Genomic DNA, 17036 nt, shown 5'->3' on the forward strand with positions numbered 1-17036 from the left:
GCGAGGCAACCATGCGGACCCTGATACTCCTCCCGTTCATCGCGCTTGCCGCCTGCTCGGGCGAAAACAGCGGCTGGAACCCGAACTACCAGGCTCAGGCAACGCCCTACGGCGATTATCTGCGCCAGCGAGAACTGGCGCTGACCGGCGCGCGGGCCGAGCCGCCGCGGATCGTGCCGGTGGCCCTGCCCGTGAACGCGCCGACGGCACAGGACATCGCCGGTCCGTCCCCGGTCCGCATTCTGGAACGCGCCACGACACCCCCAAGGCCGCAGACGGCCGCCGAGGCCGCTGCCCGTGCCCGGGTGCAATCCGCGCCGGTTCGCAACCGTGCGCCCGCCGTCGACCCGCGACTGACGCCGCCGCAGGCCCTGGTCGTCCCGCCGGGCACAGCGCGTCGCGGGCGCGTCCCCTCCACTTCCGAAAGCGTCGTGACGCCGCTCTCGGGCTCTCCGCTGCTCGACAGCTATGCGGCGACGGCGCGCAATGCACCAGGCACGCCGGTCTGGCCCCGGGCCAATCCGCGCCCCGCAGGTCTGGCCTGCACCGGCTTTGCCTCGCCCGCCGCGGCACAGGACGCATTCCTGAGCAATGGCGGCCCCGGATCCGACCGCTTCGGTCTCGACCCCGATGGCGACGGCTACGCCTGCGGATGGCGCCCCTCTCCGCGGCGGGTCAACCCGCTGTAAGCGCAGGACGCCTGCCGTGTGTCACGCGCGATCCTGCCCCGTGTCGGTTTTCACAAGCCCTGCCGCATGACTCCTCCGTCGCCCAACCATGGCCCCCGGCGCGGCACCAGCGCGCCCGACCTGATCGTGCTGCATTACACCGGCATGCCCGATTCGCTCTCGGCCCGCGCCCGGCTGTGCGACCCGACGGCAGAGGTCTCGGCCCACTGGCTCGTGCATGAGACGGGCGCGACCGAGCCCCTGGTCCCCGAGGATCGTCGCGCGTGGCACGCGGGGGCCGGGTCATGGCAGGGGCGATCCGATGTCAATTCCCACAGCATCGGGATCGAGATCGTGAACCCCGGCGACCGGCCCTTCCCCGCGCCCCAGATGGCGGCGCTGGAGGACCTGCTCGCCGACGTCATGGCCCGCTGGCGCATCGCCCCCCGCGGCGTGATCGGTCATTCGGACATGGCCCCCGACCGCAAGGCCGATCCCGGCCCCCGTTTTGACTGGCGTCGGCTCGGGCTGGCGGGGCTGGCGCTGTGGTCAGACGACCCCGGGCAGGGCGACGGGCCCCCGCTCACCGCCTCGCTCGACCTCATCGGCTATCCCGCCGCCGCGGCCGCAGACCGGCTGCGCGCCTTTCGGCTGCGCTTTTGTCCCTGGGCCACGGGCAGCGAATCGCCTGCGGACCGGCGCACCGCCGCGGTGCTCGCGCAGATGACGCACTCATGCTGATCTACAAGGTCCTGCGCGCCGCGGAATGGTCCCAGCTTCTGGCCGCCGGACACTCCGCCGGTTCCCCGGCAGACCGCCGGGACGGCTTCGTCCATTTCTCGACCGCCGAGCAACTGCCCGGCACCCTCGACCGCCACTTCAGGGACGAAGCGGGTTTGACACTTCTGGCGTGCGAGATCGCGTCCTTGGGCCCCGATCTGCTGTGGGAGCCGTCGCGCAACGGCGCGCTGTTCCCGCATCTTTACCGCGACCTGCGACGCGACGACATCGCTTGGTCGCGCGATCTGCCCCTGACGCCTGACGGCCACCGGATCGGAGCCCTGCCGTGACCCTGATTGAACGCGCGGGCCTTGCCGCGCTGCACCGGCTCGACCCGGAACGCGCGCACGATTGGTCACTGCGGGCGCTCGCCGCCGGTCTTGTGCCGGGACCGGGCGGCCCCTTCACCTCGCCACGGCTGGCCACCGATGTCGCCGGGCTGTCCCTGCCCAATCCCGTGGGCCTTGCCGCAGGCTACGACAAGAATGCCGTGGCGGTCGGCGCACTGGCCCGCGCCGGATTCGGCTTTGTCGAAGTGGGCGCGGCCACGCCCCTGCCCCAGCCCGGCAATCCCAGGCCGCGGCTGTTCCGGCTGGCCGAGGACCGCGCGATCATCAACCGCTTCGGCTTCAACAACGACGGCATCGACCGGATCGCCGCGCGTCTGGCGGCGCGCCGGCGGGGCACGGTTCCCGTGGGGCTGAACATCGGCGCCAACAAGGACAGCGCCGATCGCGCCGCCGACTTCGCCCGCGTCGCCGGACAGGCCGCCCCGGTGGCGGACTTCCTGACCATCAACGTCAGTTCACCCAACACGGAAAAGCTGCGCGACCTTCAGGGCGCGCGGGCGCTGGCGGCGCTGATCGCGGGCGTGCTGGCCGCGCGCGACGCATCGGGCGCGCGGCCCCCGGTCTTCGTCAAGATCGCCCCCGACCTCGACGAGGCCGCGTTGTCCGAACTGGCCGCCGTGCTGCGCGACAGCGGCGTGGACGGCGCCATCGCCACCAACACCACCCTGTCGCGCAGCGGCCTGACCTCGGCCCATGCGGCCCAGGCCGGGGGGTTGTCGGGGGCGCCGCTGTTCGACCTGTCGACCCGGCAGCTTGCGCGGCTTTATCGCCTGACGCAGGGCCGCCTGCCGATCATCGGCGTGGGCGGCATCGGCTCGGCCCAGCAGGCGTGGGACAAGATCGCCGCGGGCGCATCGGCGATCCAGGTCTACAGCGCGCTCATCTATCAGGGATTTTCTTTGGCCGACCGGATCGCGCGCGCGCTTGACGCGCGCCTGGCCGAACACGGCATCGGCCATCTGTCGCACCTGACCGGGCGCGACGCCGAACGCTGGGCGCGCTAGAAGACGTCGTCGAACCCCAGCAACTGGTTCATCACGTCCGAGGGCGCCGCGCAGCCCGCGTCGCCGATGATGCGGGCGGGCACCCCCGCCACCGTCTTGCAGGGCGGCACCTCGGCCAGCACGACGGACCCCGCCGCGATGCGGCTGTGATGGCCGACGCTGATGTTGCCCAGCACCTTCGCCCCGGCCCCGATCATCACCCCGTCGCCGATCTTGGGATGGCGGTCGCCGTCCTCCTTGCCGGTGCCGCCCAGCGTGACGGAATGCAGCATCGACACGTCATTGCCGACCACGGCGGTCTCGCCGATCACGATGGAATGGGCGTGGTCGATCATCACCCCGGTCCCGATCCGCGCCGCGGGATGGATATCGACCCCGAACACCTCGGAACAGCGCATCTGCACGAAATACGCCATGTCGGTGCGCCCGCTGTTCCACAGCCAATGCCCGATGCGATAGGCCTGCAGCGCCTGAAAGCCCTTGAAGAACAACATCGGCTGCATCAGCCGATGGCAGGCGGGGTCGCGCTCGAACACCGCCTCAAGGTCGCGCCGCGCCGCCTGGGCCAGACGCGGCTCGCGCAGGTGGGCGTCGTCGGCGATCTCGCGCAGGATCTGCTCGGACATCTCGCCCGAGGCCAGCTTCAGCGAAAAGCGATAGCCCAGCGCCGCCTGAAACGTCGGATGGTGCAGCAGCCCGGCATGGATCAGCGCCCCCAGCAACGGCTCGTCCAGAACCGCGCGGCTCGCCTCCTCGCGGATGCGGTCCCACAGCGGCGCGTGTCCGGCTGCAGCGATCTGCTCCATGTCGCCCTGTCCATCCATCGCCGCACTCCGTATGACATGCGGCCTATTCTAGGTCAGGTTCGCGGCGGCGAAAAGCCACCGCCGCGGGTCGTGACAGGGGCGGGCTGCGCGTCAGGCCACCTCCTGCGGCAACCTCAGCTCCAGCCAGTGCACCGCCAGCCGGACCCTGCCCGAGGCGAACGCCCCGCCCACCGCCTGCATCCGCAGCGCCGTGGGGGTGTAGTACGCCATGGGCGCGGACAGCAGGCCCTGTCCCCAGGACCCCTGCGCCAGCCCCAGGCCCGAGCCGAAGCGCGTCCCCGCACCGGCGACCCCCAGCGACCAGCTGGTCAGCGTGCCCGTGATCGTCTGAACGACGCGTGCGGTGGCCCCGATCACCAGGACGTTGCCGGGAATGACGACGTCCGTCGTCAGCAGCGAGCCCGCCGTGACCGTCCATTCGCCCTCGGCGATGCCGGCCGACAGCCCGCCCCCGAACCGGCCCAGCGTCATGGCGCCTGCGACCCAGCGGGCGCCGTCGAACAGCGCGCCTGCACCCTCGTCAGTCACAAAGGCGTACTGGCCGCGCTGCGGCACCGTGAAGACCCAGCCGCCGTTCGCGCCGGTTGCGATCTGCCCGGCGCGGCCCTGCCAGGCATCGGTCGCGCCCACCGGCACCCCCCAGCTGGCTCCGTCCGCGATCACCGGGGGCGGCGTCATGCGGCGCACCGATTCAAGCACCAGGTTCACCAGCCCGTCCAGCCGCATCATCGCATCGTTGACGGTGACGTGCTTTTGCGCCTGCGCCGGTTGCAACAGCGGCAGGCTGCAGCGTGCGGTAAGGGTCGTGTCAGCCATCGATCGTTCTCCTGACAAACGGGCCCGGCCCGTAGACATCCGACAATTGCGCCACCTCGATGGTGAACGCGCCTTCCGCACGCGCAGAGTCCCAGGCCTGCTGCGGAATCTCGTGCTGCGGCTCGGCCACCGTCCGCTCGTAAAGCCGCGTCGCCCCGCGCATCAGCCGCACGACATAGCGCTCGGCGGCCTCGCCCAGCGGCACGTCCCAGCCCTCCCATCCGTCGCCGCCGACGCGGGTCCGCCGCGTCCAGCCGACCTGCCGGCCGGCCACGCTCAGATGACAGGGCGACAGCGGCCGCAGGCCCGCACCGGCAAAGGCATGGGTCCGCTCGCGATAGCTGGGGTCGTCGGGCGCGCGGCTGGCGGGGCCGATGCGCCAATGGCGCACCATGCCGCGCGCATCGGGCGGCAGGTCGGCCTGTCGCGGCGCACCGTCGATCATCACCACGATGCTGCCGGCTGGCCAGACCTCGGGCATCAGGGCATCCGTCCCCGCCTGCCCGCGCAGCCGCATCCCGATCTCCCACAGCCCCGGCGCGACCAGCTCGGCGCGGGCGAACTGGAACAGCTCCCAACGGTCGGGGGTGCCGTCGCCGATCGCCATCACGTTCGCCCCGGCCAGCAGCGCGGCGTCTGTCGCTGCGCGCAGTTGACCGCCCTTGAGCCGCACGCGCAGCGCCGGCCCCCGATCCCATACTCCTGCGCGCGCGGCCGCCAGCGGGCTGACGGTCACGCCCATGATGGCGCGGCGCGGCAGGGTCAGGTTCAGCGCGAACCCGCCTTGCTGCTCGGCCGAGGACCAGACCTGCACCGATCCCGGCCAGGGCGTCGCCGTGACCGCCAGGTGCGGCGCGTGCGCCACCTCGTTGCCGCGCATCAGCGGCAGGTCCAGGAACACCGGCCAGACTGGCACCGGCGGCTGGAACGCCCTGATCGCGGGCGCCTCGCCCTCGACGGGCGCGGGGCGGTACAGCCCCGGCTCGACCCGCACCGCGTCCACGGTGATCGCGCCCGCACGCTCGACCCGGTCGATGCGCCAGCGCTGGCCCGGGCCGCCACCCTCGGCCAAGCGCACCACATCCCCCGGCCGCAGCCCCCCCCGGGACGGCGGCAGCGCCAGCCGGGCGCTGTCGCGGGCCACGCCCGCCTCGGCCAGCCAGCGGGCCGCGATGGCATGGCCCTCGGCGCGCGTCAGGCTCATCGGCAGGTCACTGTCCGACACGGTCGCGGCCGAGGCGTCGGGCAGCATGGTCTCGGCCGTTCGCACGGTGTAATCCGCCCCCGCCTCGACGTGGCTGACCCGCACCCGGCCCACCAGCTCGGGATCGGGGGCGCGGCTGATCTCAAGCCCCCGCAGGTCGTCGGTCAACGCCAGGTCGGCCGGTCCCAGCTCGGCGGTAACCCGGCCGGCCCGCATGACAAAGGCCAACACGCCATCGCGCTCGACCGCATCGAAGCCGTGGGCCAGCATCAAGGGCTGCAACGCCGCGCGTCCGGTTTCTCCGCCGCCCAGCGCATATCCCCGGACGACGCCCGACAGGCCCGCGACGTCAAAGGCCGCGACCCCCGCCGCGCGGCAGATCTCGGCCACGACATCGGCCAGCGGCACCGCGCCTGCGCGGCCGTTCAGCCAGTGGCCGCGTTCCCAGGCCGGGCCGTCCGACCACAGGTCGCCTCGGCTGGGGAATGCCGGAAACGGCCGCGCGTCCCAGCACCACACATGCGCCCGGTCCAGATCGACCATCCGCCCGCCCGCAGGCGTGGCCGGGTTGTTGTCGGGGTCGGCCCAGTATCCCGTCACCGCGGCGACATAGGCGGCCTGCAATGCGTCGTCGCGCCGCCCGCTGGAATACCACGGCAGCATCGACTCGCTGCTCATCGCATCCAGGAACTTGTTGGGCTGGTTCGTGGCCTTGTCCAGGGCCGCGCAGCCGTATTCCGTGAACCAGATCGGCTTCGACCGCGGCAGCCAGGGGGTCGGCGCGGCGGCCCGCACGCCGTCGGCCCCGCGTTCGTGGTGTGGACGGGACCACCAGTTGCGGATGTCCTTGTAGCGCCAGACCCACGGCTCGCCCCAGTGGTCCTCGATGGGCGTGCGGCGCTGCGCCTCGCGGTGCGCGTCGTTCTGGTAATACCAGTCGTACCCCTCGCCGCCGCAGACGTTGGCGCGCAGATACGCCGGATTGTCGATCCGGCCCCATCCGGCGTCCGCGTGATCCTCGCCGTCCCGCCAGTCCGACAGCGGCATGTAGTTGTCGATGCCGACGAAATCGATGGCCTCGTCGGCCCACAGCGGGTCCAGGTGATAGCGCAGCTCGCCCCCGCCGGGATGATGGCCGAAGTATTCGGACCAGTCCGCGGCATAGCTCAGCTTGACCGCCGACCCCAGGATCGCGCGCACGTCGCCTGCCAGCGCGCGCAAGGCCTGAACGGCGGGATAGCGGCCGGCGCCGTCCCGGATCTGGGTCAGCCCGATCATCTCGGACCCGATCAGGAAGCTGTCGATGCCCCCCGCCAGCGCGCACAGATGCGCGTAATGCAGGATGAACCGGCGGTATGACCACTCATCAGGTCCCTCATACGTCACGCGCCCGTCGCGGATGCGGAAATCCGTCGCCGCGGCCTGCCCGAAAAAGGCGGCGACCTCGGCCGCGGCGGCGGGGGTGCCGTCCGGGCTGCCCGCGCGCCCTGCGGCGACGGATGTGGTGATCCGCCCGCGCCACGGCATCACCGGCTGGTGGGCAGACCCGGTCCAGGGGTCGGCCCGGCCGTTGCCCTCGGTCTGCTCCATCAGGATAAAGGGATAGAACACCGCGCGCCGCCCGGATGCCGCGATGGCGCGCAGCGCCTCGATGACCGACTGGTCGGTGGGCGTCCCGCCATAGATCGGCCTGCCGTCGCGACGCGCGACCTCGACGGCATCGTCCCGGTCGATGCCGCCGGCGCGCCACGCCATCTCGTCGCCCTCGGCGTCGCGCTGCTCGACCTTGGGGCGCAGCGTGCAGTGCCCGGCCCGCAGGTCATCGCCGAACCAGGACACCACCAGCGACACCGACCCCACGCGCGGCAGTTCTCGCCCCAGCGTCTCCAGCGAGACCTGGAAATCCGTGCCCCCCATCGGCGTGTTGCGGTTGACGATCCGCGTCTCGCCCAGGTCCAGATCCTGCGACACCTGCGTGGTCGCCAACGTGTACTCGCCCGTGCCCGGGATCATCGCCACTGCCCGGACCTGCCGCGACAGGCCTGCACCGCCTGCCGCCGCACGCGTCACCTCAAAGCTCAGCTGCGGCACGCGGTTGCCCCAACGCTCCAGAGCCAGCTCCTCCAGCACGACATAGGCGACGCCGCGATAGGCCGGCGCGGCCTCGCCCTCGTGCGCGGCAATGCAGGGGTCGGGCAGCTGAGTCTCGTCGCCGCGATAGACCCGCAGGTTCAGGTCGCCCGCCGCGACCTCCTCGCCATCCGCCCAGACGCGCCCCACCCCAAGGATCGGCCCCTCGCACAAGGCCAGCGCCAGGCTGAGGCGGTACGAGATCTCCCTGACCGTCGGCCCCGAGCCCTTGCCCCCGGACTGGGTCGAGCTGATTTCCTCGACGGGCGAGGCCCAGATGACGTGCCCCGGAACGCGCATCTGCCCCCAAAGCCGGGCGATCGGGGCGCCCTCGCCCGCCGTCTGCAGGCGCAGCCGGTCGATGCGGCCCGTCTCGACGGGACGCGAGCCGCCGCCCAGCAGACGCTGATCAATCGCGCGGCCGACCGTGGCGCCCACGGCGCGGCCGATCACGGCGCCGGTCAGGCCCATGACGGTTCCCCCGAAGCCTGCGCCGATCGACGCGCCTGCCGCCGCCAGCAGAATGGTGGCCATCGCCCTCTCTCCCTTGATTGCTCGTCCGGCCGGATTCGGCCTGCCTGTCGCGCGCTGCCGCGGTCTCAGTCCTGGCGTGTCGCCCCGCCCTGCCCCTGATCGGGCCACGCAAAGCGCGCCACGATCCGCGCCCGCCATGGCGCGGACAGCGGGCTTTCCACGACGCCATGCCGGTCATAGGCATGAACAAAGCTCGCCGCCTCGTTCAGCCCGGCGCGGATGCCAAGATGCTTGGCCACGGCGCCCGGGCGCATGCGGAACAGCAGCACCTCGCCCGCCGCCTCGGGCGCCTCTGCGGGCACCGGCCGCAGGGTGCGCAGCGCCGCCGACCACAGCAGCTCGGTCCCGCCCGTCTCGCCCCAGTCGGGGGTATAGGCGGGCACCGCCTCGGGCTCGTGCCCGTAGATCATGCGCCAGACCCCGCGCACCAGCCCCAGGCAGTCGGTCCCCGCCCCGCGGGCCGAGCCCTGGTGCACATAGGGTGTCCCGATCCAGGCGCGCGCCGCCTCGACGGCCCGCACGCTCACTGCCGGCCCCCCGTCGCCTGCGGCGCGACCATCCAGTCCTCGGGCGGCAGATGCGGAAAGCCCCGAAAGTTGAGGTGGTTGAGGAACTTCAGCCGGCAGGTCCGGGCGCGCTTGTCGCAGCCCGCCTCCAGCCGGACCCGGTCGCCCACACCGGGCGAACGCCCCGGCGCGGCCCACAGCTCGACCAGGCGGGCGCCGTCGGGGCGGGGACGGTCAATCTTGATGGCCGCGCCCAGACCAGCGCCCGCGCCGTCCAGCAGCGTCAGGCGGCCGTGCGCGAACCAGTCGGTGTCGTGACCCGCGACGCCCCGCAGCACCAGCCGTGCGCCATCCTCCTCGACCTCCGCGACCTCGCCCTCGGCGTGATAGCCCTCGCGGCCGGTGTCGAACCGGCACAGCGCATCGCCCAGACGGGCCGAACAGCGCGCATGGAACACCCGCCCCTGCGGGACGTTCAGCGCCTCGGCAAGGCCGCGCAACTCGGCGCGGAACGCGCCGTTGCCGCGCGCGACCTCGCCCAGGTGGCCGCGGAACACCAGCCGGCGCCGGGTGGGCGACCGCCAGTCCACCTCCCACAGCCGCACCTCGGCCCCGTCCCAGCGGCCCGCCATCAGGTCGGTTTCGGTGATGGCGTCGTCCGACAGGACGCCCTGTGCCTCGGTGTTGTCCACAGACAGGCCCAGCCCCTGCACAACCGCCCGCGCCGTCAGCCCGGCGTCGGGGCGAAAGCTCACCCCCTCGAAAGCCAGGGTGGCATCGTGGTCGGTGAACCCCAGCACCATCCCGTCGCGACGGGCAATCGCCCAGGCGCGCGCGGTGGTCGTCGTGCGGTCGGCGCTCACAGCCGCACCTCGACGACCGGGACCTGCGGCACGTCGCCCGCCTGAAAGGACGAGACGGACACCGCGATCCGGTCCGTGTCGAACCGCACCGGCACGTCGAACTCGAACCCCGCCGTCACCGGCGCGTCCGTGACGGGGGCATCCGCGAAGGTGACGATTCCCGTCGAAAGGTCCACGTCGAAGTCGATCGTCTCGATCTTCACGACGCCGCCAAGGGCCACCCTGACGGTGCCCTCCACCGGCTTGACGATCGGCCGGCGGTAGCTTGCCGGACCCGAGGCATAGAGCTTGGACAGGGGAAAGCTGACCCTCTGCCCGTCGCCGCGCCCGATCACCTGATCCGCGGCCGAAACGGCCCGGCTGGGCACGCAGGACTTGTGGTCCGCCCAGTCCTTCCAGCGAAAGGCGTGCAGCTGGCCCCCTCGGGCCTCGAAGAACGCGATCACCGTCGCCACATCGTCCAGCGACCGCAGCCCGACCCCCGCGTCATAGCGGCGGCGCGAATGGGCCCAGGCGCTGTTGCGCTCCTCGAACCCGTTGGTCAGGGTGACGATCTCGGTGCGCCGCTCGGGGCCACCGACCGATCCGCGCGACAGGGTCGCCGGAAAGCGGATGTCGTGAAATGCCATCATGCGTTCCTTTCGCCGCGTGCCAGCGCCCGGCCAAGCGTGGCGGCGATCTGGCTCTGGCTGCGCTGGAACCCCGCCACGTCGGGCGAGGTCACGTTGAAGGTGACGTTGACCGCGCGACCGCCCGCGCCGGCCGCGGCGACGCCCAGCCGCCCGTCGGCGCCCCGGCGCAACGGCATGATCGCCTCGGGTCCGGCCTCGCCCATCAGGCCGGTCGCCCCGCGCATGGGAAAATGCGTGGGCTGGCTGACCACGCCGCCCCGCGCAAAGGGCACCACCCGCCCCTGGCTGAAGGCCGCGCCGTCCGCAAAGGGCAGGGCGCCCGCGACCATGCCGCTGACCCCCTGCGCCAGGGCGCCGGCCACGGCCTGGTGGACCGGCTTCATGGCGGCCGCGAACACCGTGTCCGCCATGCTCGACGCGATCCCCTTCAGCGCGTCCGACAGCCGCACCCCGTCGAAGACGACGCCCTCGAAGGCGCGGCGCAGCCCGCCGCTGAACCCCGAGGTCAGCGTCGTCACCTCGCGGCCTGTCTGGCTCATCGCCTGGGACAGCCGCGCAAGCTCTGCCTGAAAGCTGGCGGTCACCTGGCCGGTCTGGTCCAGCCGCTCGCCCAGACGATCGACCCCGTCCCGATTGCCTGAAAATCCGTCCGACATCCGTTTTCTCCCTGCAACGACAAGGGGGGCCGCCCGGCCCCCCACCTGCGATTGGCGCTCAGGCGTCCGGGAACCGCGCCATCAGCGCATCAAGCCGCGCGCGGCTCATGGCCCCGCCGGCGTGCGCGCCGGTGTCGATGCCCAGCATCAGGGCCAGCTCGGCCGGGGTCAGGTCCCAGAACTCGGCCGGCTTCAGCCCCCGCCCGACGATCCCGGCCCGCATCAGCCCGCCCCAGTCCAGCCCGGGGCGCGGCGCGTTCGGGGCGCTCATCCGGCGGGCAGGGCCGGGCCGCGGAACGCCAGTGCCAGCAACTCGGCCGCCAGACGCGCGGCCTCGACCGGGCCGCCGCCGATCTCGACCGTCATCAGGTCGTCCGCCGTGCCCTGCCAGCCGCCGGCGCGCAGCCCCGCGACCAGCACCGCGATCACGTCGCGGCTGGCGAACCGGCCGCTTTCGAACCGCTCGATCACGCCCACCAGGCTGTCGGCGCCCAAGGTCGCCTCCAGCGCGGCCAGCGCGCCCAGCGTCAGCCGGGCCACGCGCCGCTCGCCCCCCAGCCAGACGGCGACCTCTCCGCGATGCGGGTTGGCCATCACGCCGGCTCAAAGCTCAGCGCGCCGGCCGAGGCCAGCGCCAGCTCGTAGGTCGCCTCGCCGTTGTAGCTGCCGGCGTATTCCAGCCCGGTGATCTGGAACGGCCCCTCGACGGTGCCGAAATCCGGGATCACGACCTGGAACCGCGGCACCTCGCCGTCGAAGAACACCTGCCGCACGCGCCCGTCGCTGGCCTCGTCGCGAAACACGCCCGACCCGGAAATCGAGGCCGTGCGGACCCCCGCCCCGGCCAGCAGCTCGCGCCAGCCGCCCTCGCTGCCCAGGCTGGTCACGTCCACCGCCTCGGCGTTGAATCCAAGCCGCGTGGCCCGCAGGCCCGCGATGGTCTCGAACATGCCGTCGCCGGTCATGTCCATCTTGATCAGCAGGTCGCGCCCGTTCTGCACCGCCATCGTTCAACCCTTTCTCATGCCACGTTCAGGCCCAGGTCGATGCGCGCGCGGAACACCATGTCCACGCGGCGACCCGTGCCGCCCTCGGTGCGCCGCGCCCGTGCGCTGACGAACCACAGCCCGGCCAGATGGCCCTGCTCCAGCACCACCGCGCCGTTTTCCAGCGCGCCGGCGACTGCCCCGGCCGCGGCCTTGACGACCGCAAAGCCACCGCCGCCTTCGTCGGCCCCCGACAGCACCGACACGACGAAATCATGCCGCGTTCCCCGGCCGGTCATGTCGCCCGCGTCCACCACGTCCTCGGCCCCCAGCGCGACATAGGGGCCGCTGGGGGCCGTCACCGGCATCGCGTCGAACACCGCGTCGCCGACCAGCGCGACCAGCGTCGGATCGGTCCGCAGCGCCAGATAGACCGCCGTCTGCAACGCGGCCCCCGCCTCATAGCTCATGCCAGCCCCTCCTCTTTCGCCATGCAGGTCAGCCACAGGCCGCGGGCGTCCGCCTCGGCCACGGCCTCGATGCGGAACACACGATTGCCCATCCGCAGCCGCTGGTCCGGCCGGGGCCGGCGCGGGTCGCCGTCGCGCGCGGCGCGCAGGGTGATGCGCCAGGACACCACGCTCTGCGCGCCGATCTCTCCGGGCCGCTCGGACCCGGCGCCGCCGCGCATCTGCCCATGCACGATCCCCAGCGGCCGCCAGTCCAGCCGGTATCCGCCCATGCCGTCGTCCACCCGCTCGGCGCGTTCCAGCAGCAAGGGCACGGTCAGCCGCGGCGCGCTCATGCCCAGCCGCCCCGGCTGGCGCGGCCGCCACCAAGGGTGCGCACCGCCCGCCATTTCTCGATCAGCGCGTTCACCCCGTGGGGCAGCGCCAGCGTCGTGCCGTCAAAGCCCCGGTCCTCGTAATAGCGCGCAGCCAGCATCATCACCGCCTGTGCCAGGTCCGCCGGCACCAGCGCCCACGAGGTCCCGAACCCCGCGCTGAACCGCACCGTCACGAAGCCGTGCATCGGCACCGCGGGCAGGCTCGGGCCCAGGGGCGCCAGGATCGGGCGCTGGTTGTCGCGCACCAGCCGATAGGCGGCAGGCGGCACCACGACGATCCGGCCCGCTCCGTCCTCGATCTCGACCGACTCGACCGCCAGTGCGGGGGCCAGCGGCAACGGCTGGCCGGCCGGATCGCGCCAGTCCTCCAGCCGCAGCCGGAACACCCGCGTCAGCAGCACCTTGCCGGTGCGCGCCTCCACGGTGGCGATGGCGGCGCGCAGGAACCCCGCCAGCGCGGCGTCCTCGGTCGCGTCCTCGATCAGGTCGAACCCCGACCCCAGGCGCAAATGGGTCCGCAGCGCGGCAACGGGCAGGGCGCCCTGTGCCGGCGCCGTTTCCTCGACTAGCAACATCCTGAAACCTCCCCGATCATCCGCGCCGCGCGGTCGTCCTGCACGGCGCACCACGCCGCGGGCGGGGTCGCGCCCCGCCCGCAGTCCGCTTGTGTTCCATCGGTCGCACGGGTCGCCCGGACCCGGGGGCCGCGCCAGCGCCACGCCGTCCGCCCGCGCGGACAGTGGCTGTGCTGGCCGGCATGCCGCCCACGCGGCCCCCTTCGCCCCGGCCGCCCGCCCCAGGATCGGGTCAGACGCCGAAGTTCAGCAGCTTGACCGCGCGGGGGTCCACCACGCCGCCGCCGATCCGCTTGCTGGCATAGAACAGCACATGCGGCTTGGCCGAGAACGGGTCGCGCAGGATGCGCAGGTCGGGGCGTTCGGCGATGGTGTAGGCCTGGCGGAAATCGCCGAAGGCGATGGACTTCGACAGGTTGGCCGGGTTCGGCATGTCCTCGCAGATCAGCACCGGATAGCCCAGCAGCCGTGCCGGTTCGCCGGCCGCCAGCGAATCCGCCCACAGATAGCGGCCATCGCCGTCGCGCAGCTTGCGCACCATGCCCGCCACGCGGCTGTTCATCAGGAACGTCGCGTTCGCGCGATAGGGCGCGCCCAGCGCATAGACCAGGTCGATCAGCGCGTTGGCGGGGGCCGCGGCCGCGAAGTCGCCCGCCACGCCCGTCGAGACATGGCCGATCTGCGCCTCGGTCGCGGTCGCGACAGGCGCCATGGGATGGCTCAGCAGGCCGCGCGGCTTGTCGACGCCGTTTCCGGTGATGAAGGCCGCCGCCTCGGCGCGCGCGAACTTCTCGGCGATGCGTTCGGCCAGCCACGTCTCCAGGTCGAACGAGGCGTCGTCCAGCAGGCGCTGCGTGGCCTTGGGCATCGCCGCCAGCTCGTGCAGCGTGATCGTGACCTTCTCGATCTGCGGGGTGTCGGTCTCGGTCGTGGCGGCGACCTCGGTGGCCCAGCCGCTGCCGATGTCGCTCTTGTCCATCAGCAGGTCATAGGTGGCGCTTTCCACCTGCACGACATTGGCCAGCGACCGCAGCGAGCCGGTGCCGCGCAGGACGGCCTGCACGCCCTGAGAGATCGTGGGCGCGGCCAGGTAGGCCCCGTCGGTGGTCGAGGCCATGGCCTTCTCCTCCAGCGCCAGCGCGCGCAGGGCGCTGTCGTCGCCGCGCCGCAGATAGGCGGCAAAGGCCTTCTGGTGGGGCACCTCGGTCTCGGCGGCCACGGCCAGGGGCGAGCGGGCGCGGAAGGCGGTCTTGCGGTCCAGCATGGTCATGCGTTTGTCCTGTGCTTGCAGTTTGGTTTCGACAGTCTCGCGAAAGCGGGCCAGTTCGCTGACGAACTCGTCCATCGCCCCCTTCAGTGCGGCGGGCGCCTCGCCGCCGCCCGCGGACCTTGTGTCCGCGGCGCTTGCTTCGGTCATTGCCGTTCTCCTTGTCGGTATCGGCGTCGCCAGTCGCTTGCCTGGCCGGGACGTTGCGCCCCTTGCCGGCACGGGTCCGCCAACCCCGCGCCGTAATCCTGCGGACCTCACGGGCCCGCAGCCGGGCCGCCGGGGCATCCCCCGTGGCCGCATCCCCCCTTCGGGCGTCAGCTCGCGCGCAGCACCGCCGCCGCCGCGCGCAGCACCGCCGCCGCGGCGTCCATCCCGCCCGCGGCATCCTCGCCCTCGCGGTCGTCCGATTTCCGCCCCACCTTCGCCTCGGCCAGCATGGGGAACGTCACCAGCGACACCTCCCACAGCTCGATCTCGGTCAGCACCCGGCCCTTGGCCCCGCGCTCGGCGCCAAGGGTGCGATAGCCGATCGACAGCCCCTCGATGGCGCCCGCGGCGACCAGCGCGGCCGCCTCGCGGGCCTGCGCCACCTCGGGCAGCAGCCGCCCCCGGACCCACAGGCCCCGCGCATCCTCGCGGATCTCGTCCCAGACCCCGATGGGGCGGGTCGGGTCGTGCTGCCACAGCATCCGCACCTTGTCGCCGCGGGCGGCCAGCCGGGCCAGGCTGGCGGCATAGGCCCCGGGCGCCACCCTGTCGCCGCCCTGGTCGGTCACGCCGAACAGGCTGGCATAGCCCTCAAGCACCGACCCCTCGGTCAGCACCGGGGCGCCGCCCGCGAACTTCAGCTCCAGCCCCAGATCGTCACTGCGCATCCTCAGCCCCCCTTTGGCGCGAATTGCAAAATCGACTGCACCGCCTGCGTCAGGATCACGGCGACCACGCCGTAGACCGTCATCCACAGGCGCTTCTCCAGCCCCTCGATCAGCGACTCGATCCGCTCCAGCCGCCGGTCCACCTGCCCGAACTGCAGCGCCATGATGCGCTCCTGCGCCTCCAGCCGCTGCTCGTGCCAGACAAAGGGGCGGTCGATGAACTTCGACCCCTCCATCGCGTCACCCCTCCGCCATGGGCGGCAGGCCCAGCGCCACGCGCTTTTCCGCGTCGCTCAGGAACCCTGCCGCGCCGACCCGCGCCCAGTGCTGGTCGCGCTCCTCGGCCAGGGCCGGGATCGCATCCAGGTCGGGGCGCAGGTCGACCTCGGCGCCCAGATGCTCGCTCAGCCACCAGGCGACGGACGCCGCGACCCGCGTCACCAGCGGCAGCACCGTCAGGCGATAGAACGCCCGGTGCGCCTCGGCGTAATTGGCATAGGTCGCGTCCCCGGTGATCCCGATCAGCATGGGCGGCACCCCGAAGGCCATGGCGATCTCGCGCGCGGCGGCCAGCTTGGTCTCGTGGAACTCCATGTCGCTGGGCGAGAACCCCATCGGCTTCCAGTCCAGGCCCCCTTCCAGCAGCATCGGGCGGCCGGCGTTGCGCGCGCCCTGGTGATGCGTCTCCATCTCGCCGACCAGCCGGTCGTACTGGTCCGCCGACAGCGTCCCCTGCCCGTCCGCGCCGCGATAGATGATTGCCCCCGATGGCCGCGCCGCGTTGTCCAGCAGCGCCCTGGACCAGGCGCTGGCGCTGTTGTGGACATCGACCGCCACCGCCGCCGCCTGCATCGGCGACAGCCCGTAGTGATCGTCCATCGGATGGAACGCCTTGACGTGGCAAACCGGATCGGGACTGCCCGTCATGTCGAAGCGGTGCTTGCGCGCCCCCACGGCATAGTCATAGGCGACCGGCCAGCCGTCCGGTCCCGGCACCACCGTCACCCGGTCGGACCGCAGGACGTGCACCTCGTCGGGCAGGCCGTGCTCGCCGCCGACCGCCTCCAGATAGCCGTTGCCGGTCAGCAGCATCTGCCCGAACAGCGCCTCGAACAGCTCGGCCCGCCCCTGGCCGGGGTTGGGCCGCCGCATCAGGTCCAACACCGGATGGACCTCATAGCGCCGCTCGGCGTCCTGGCAGACCAGCGGGACCGCCGCCGCCGCCTCGGCGACCAGCTTGACGGCCCGGAACCCGACCGGGTTGCCCACGAACCCGCCCCGGGTCAGGCTGGCCGCGTCGCGCGGCCCGCCCGCCGTGCGGCCCACCCCCGACAGCGCCACGCCCTGTGCCGCCGCAACCACCTTGCCGGCGGCGCTGGCCTTGACCTCGACAAAGGCGGCGACCGGGGCGGTCTTCGCCTCGACGACCGCCGCGCCGCCGGGGATCTCCTCCCCGCGCCGCCCTGCCTCCTGCCGCGGCGCCTGCCGCCCGAACCACCGCATCGCCATGCGA

21 protein-coding genes are annotated in these 17036 nt (G+C 72.6%); 4 read left to right on the plus strand and 17 right to left on the minus strand.

Annotated elements, in window-relative coordinates:
* Nucleotides 1–11 precede the first annotated feature (11 nt).
* The 4 genes from DPQ23_RS00325 to DPQ23_RS00340 all read left to right on the plus strand — a co-directional run bounded on the left by DPQ23_RS00325 (nucleotide 12) and on the right by DPQ23_RS00340 (nucleotide 2802).
* Complete coding sequence (locus DPQ23_RS00325; RefSeq protein WP_112872698.1) at nucleotides 12–689, plus strand: hypothetical protein; 678 nt, start codon at nucleotides 12–14, stop codon at nucleotides 687–689.
* A gap of 66 nt (nucleotides 690–755) precedes the next feature.
* On the plus strand, nucleotides 756–1409 hold the full coding sequence (locus tag DPQ23_RS00330) for an N-acetylmuramoyl-L-alanine amidase (RefSeq protein WP_112872699.1): 654 nt from the start codon (nucleotides 756–758) through the stop codon (nucleotides 1407–1409).
* Nucleotides 1403–1738, plus strand: a complete 336-nt coding sequence (locus tag DPQ23_RS00335; protein WP_112872700.1) for a DUF952 domain-containing protein — start codon at nucleotides 1403–1405, stop codon at nucleotides 1736–1738. Before DPQ23_RS00330 ends, DPQ23_RS00335 begins: the two co-directional genes overlap by 7 nt.
* Entirely contained in the window at nucleotides 1735–2802 is a 1068-nt protein-coding gene (locus DPQ23_RS00340; RefSeq protein WP_112872701.1) for a quinone-dependent dihydroorotate dehydrogenase, read from the plus strand. Before DPQ23_RS00335 ends, DPQ23_RS00340 begins: the two co-directional genes overlap by 4 nt.
* On the opposite strand, the gene cysE is transcribed toward DPQ23_RS00340, so the two are convergent.
* From cysE to DPQ23_RS00425, 17 genes are all read right to left on the minus strand, one after another.
* Nucleotides 2799–3626: a serine O-acetyltransferase gene (gene cysE, locus DPQ23_RS00345; RefSeq protein WP_112872702.1), complete on the minus strand. Its 828-nt coding sequence runs from the start codon at nucleotides 3624–3626 to the stop codon at nucleotides 2799–2801. The two genes, DPQ23_RS00340 and cysE, sit on opposite strands and share 4 nt — an antisense overlap.
* Nucleotides 3627–3719: 93 nt before the next feature.
* Entirely contained in the window at nucleotides 3720–4445 is a 726-nt protein-coding gene (locus tag DPQ23_RS00350; protein WP_112872703.1) for a DUF2793 domain-containing protein, read from the minus strand.
* Entirely contained in the window at nucleotides 4438–8313 is a 3876-nt protein-coding gene (locus DPQ23_RS00355) for a baseplate multidomain protein megatron (RefSeq protein ID WP_112872704.1), read from the minus strand. Before DPQ23_RS00355 ends, DPQ23_RS00350 begins: the two co-directional genes overlap by 8 nt.
* A 65-nt stretch (nucleotides 8314–8378) precedes the next feature.
* A complete protein-coding gene (locus DPQ23_RS00360; RefSeq protein WP_112872705.1) occupies nucleotides 8379–8840 on the minus strand; it encodes a C40 family peptidase in 462 nt (153 codons plus the stop codon).
* A complete protein-coding gene (locus DPQ23_RS00365; protein ID WP_112872706.1) occupies nucleotides 8837–9682 on the minus strand; it encodes a DUF2163 domain-containing protein in 846 nt (281 codons plus the stop codon). Before DPQ23_RS00365 ends, DPQ23_RS00360 begins: the two co-directional genes overlap by 4 nt.
* Nucleotides 9679–10311, minus strand: coding sequence for a DUF2460 domain-containing protein (locus tag DPQ23_RS00370; protein WP_112872707.1), 633 nt, complete (start codon nucleotides 10309–10311; stop codon nucleotides 9679–9681). The genes DPQ23_RS00365 and DPQ23_RS00370 overlap by 4 nt, the downstream gene beginning before the upstream one ends.
* Nucleotides 10311–10970, minus strand: a complete 660-nt coding sequence (locus DPQ23_RS00375; protein WP_112872708.1) for a phage tail tape measure protein — start codon at nucleotides 10968–10970, stop codon at nucleotides 10311–10313. Before DPQ23_RS00375 ends, DPQ23_RS00370 begins: the two co-directional genes overlap by 1 nt.
* A 58-nt stretch (nucleotides 10971–11028) precedes the next feature.
* Nucleotides 11029–11241, minus strand: coding sequence for a rcc01693 family protein (locus DPQ23_RS00380; protein WP_112872709.1), 213 nt, complete (start codon nucleotides 11239–11241; stop codon nucleotides 11029–11031).
* Nucleotides 11238–11564, minus strand: coding sequence for a gene transfer agent family protein (locus DPQ23_RS00385; protein WP_112872710.1), 327 nt, complete (start codon nucleotides 11562–11564; stop codon nucleotides 11238–11240). The genes DPQ23_RS00380 and DPQ23_RS00385 overlap by 4 nt, the downstream gene beginning before the upstream one ends.
* On the minus strand, nucleotides 11564–11977 hold the full coding sequence (locus DPQ23_RS00390) for a phage major tail protein, TP901-1 family (RefSeq protein WP_112872711.1): 414 nt from the start codon (nucleotides 11975–11977) through the stop codon (nucleotides 11564–11566). The genes DPQ23_RS00385 and DPQ23_RS00390 overlap by 1 nt, the downstream gene beginning before the upstream one ends.
* Before the next feature lie 14 nt (nucleotides 11978–11991).
* Entirely contained in the window at nucleotides 11992–12426 is a 435-nt protein-coding gene (locus DPQ23_RS00395; RefSeq protein ID WP_112872712.1) for a DUF3168 domain-containing protein, read from the minus strand.
* Nucleotides 12423–12761 carry a head-tail adaptor protein gene (locus DPQ23_RS00400; protein ID WP_112872713.1) on the minus strand — a complete coding sequence of 113 codons (339 nt, stop codon included), beginning with the start codon at nucleotides 12759–12761 and terminating at the stop codon, nucleotides 12423–12425. Before DPQ23_RS00400 ends, DPQ23_RS00395 begins: the two co-directional genes overlap by 4 nt.
* Nucleotides 12758–13378, minus strand: coding sequence for a head-tail connector protein (locus DPQ23_RS00405; RefSeq protein ID WP_112872714.1), 621 nt, complete (start codon nucleotides 13376–13378; stop codon nucleotides 12758–12760). The genes DPQ23_RS00400 and DPQ23_RS00405 overlap by 4 nt, the downstream gene beginning before the upstream one ends.
* A 232-nt stretch (nucleotides 13379–13610) precedes the next feature.
* Nucleotides 13611–14795, minus strand: a complete 1185-nt coding sequence (locus DPQ23_RS00410) for a phage major capsid protein (protein ID WP_112872715.1) — start codon at nucleotides 14793–14795, stop codon at nucleotides 13611–13613.
* A gap of 167 nt (nucleotides 14796–14962) precedes the next feature.
* Entirely contained in the window at nucleotides 14963–15523 is a 561-nt protein-coding gene (locus DPQ23_RS00415) for an HK97 family phage prohead protease (RefSeq protein ID WP_112872716.1), read from the minus strand.
* Between the two features lie 2 nt (nucleotides 15524–15525).
* A complete protein-coding gene (locus DPQ23_RS00420; protein WP_112872717.1) occupies nucleotides 15526–15759 on the minus strand; it encodes a GTA head formation protein, RCAP_rcc01685 family in 234 nt (77 codons plus the stop codon).
* A gap of 4 nt (nucleotides 15760–15763) precedes the next feature.
* Entirely contained in the window at nucleotides 15764–17032 is a 1269-nt protein-coding gene (locus DPQ23_RS00425; protein WP_240602282.1) for a phage portal protein, read from the minus strand.
* Nucleotides 17033–17036: the final 4 nt, after the last annotated feature.

Source organism: Paracoccus endophyticus, from assembly GCF_003286075.1.
GTDB lineage: Bacteria > Pseudomonadota > Alphaproteobacteria > Rhodobacterales > Rhodobacteraceae > Paracoccus > Paracoccus endophyticus.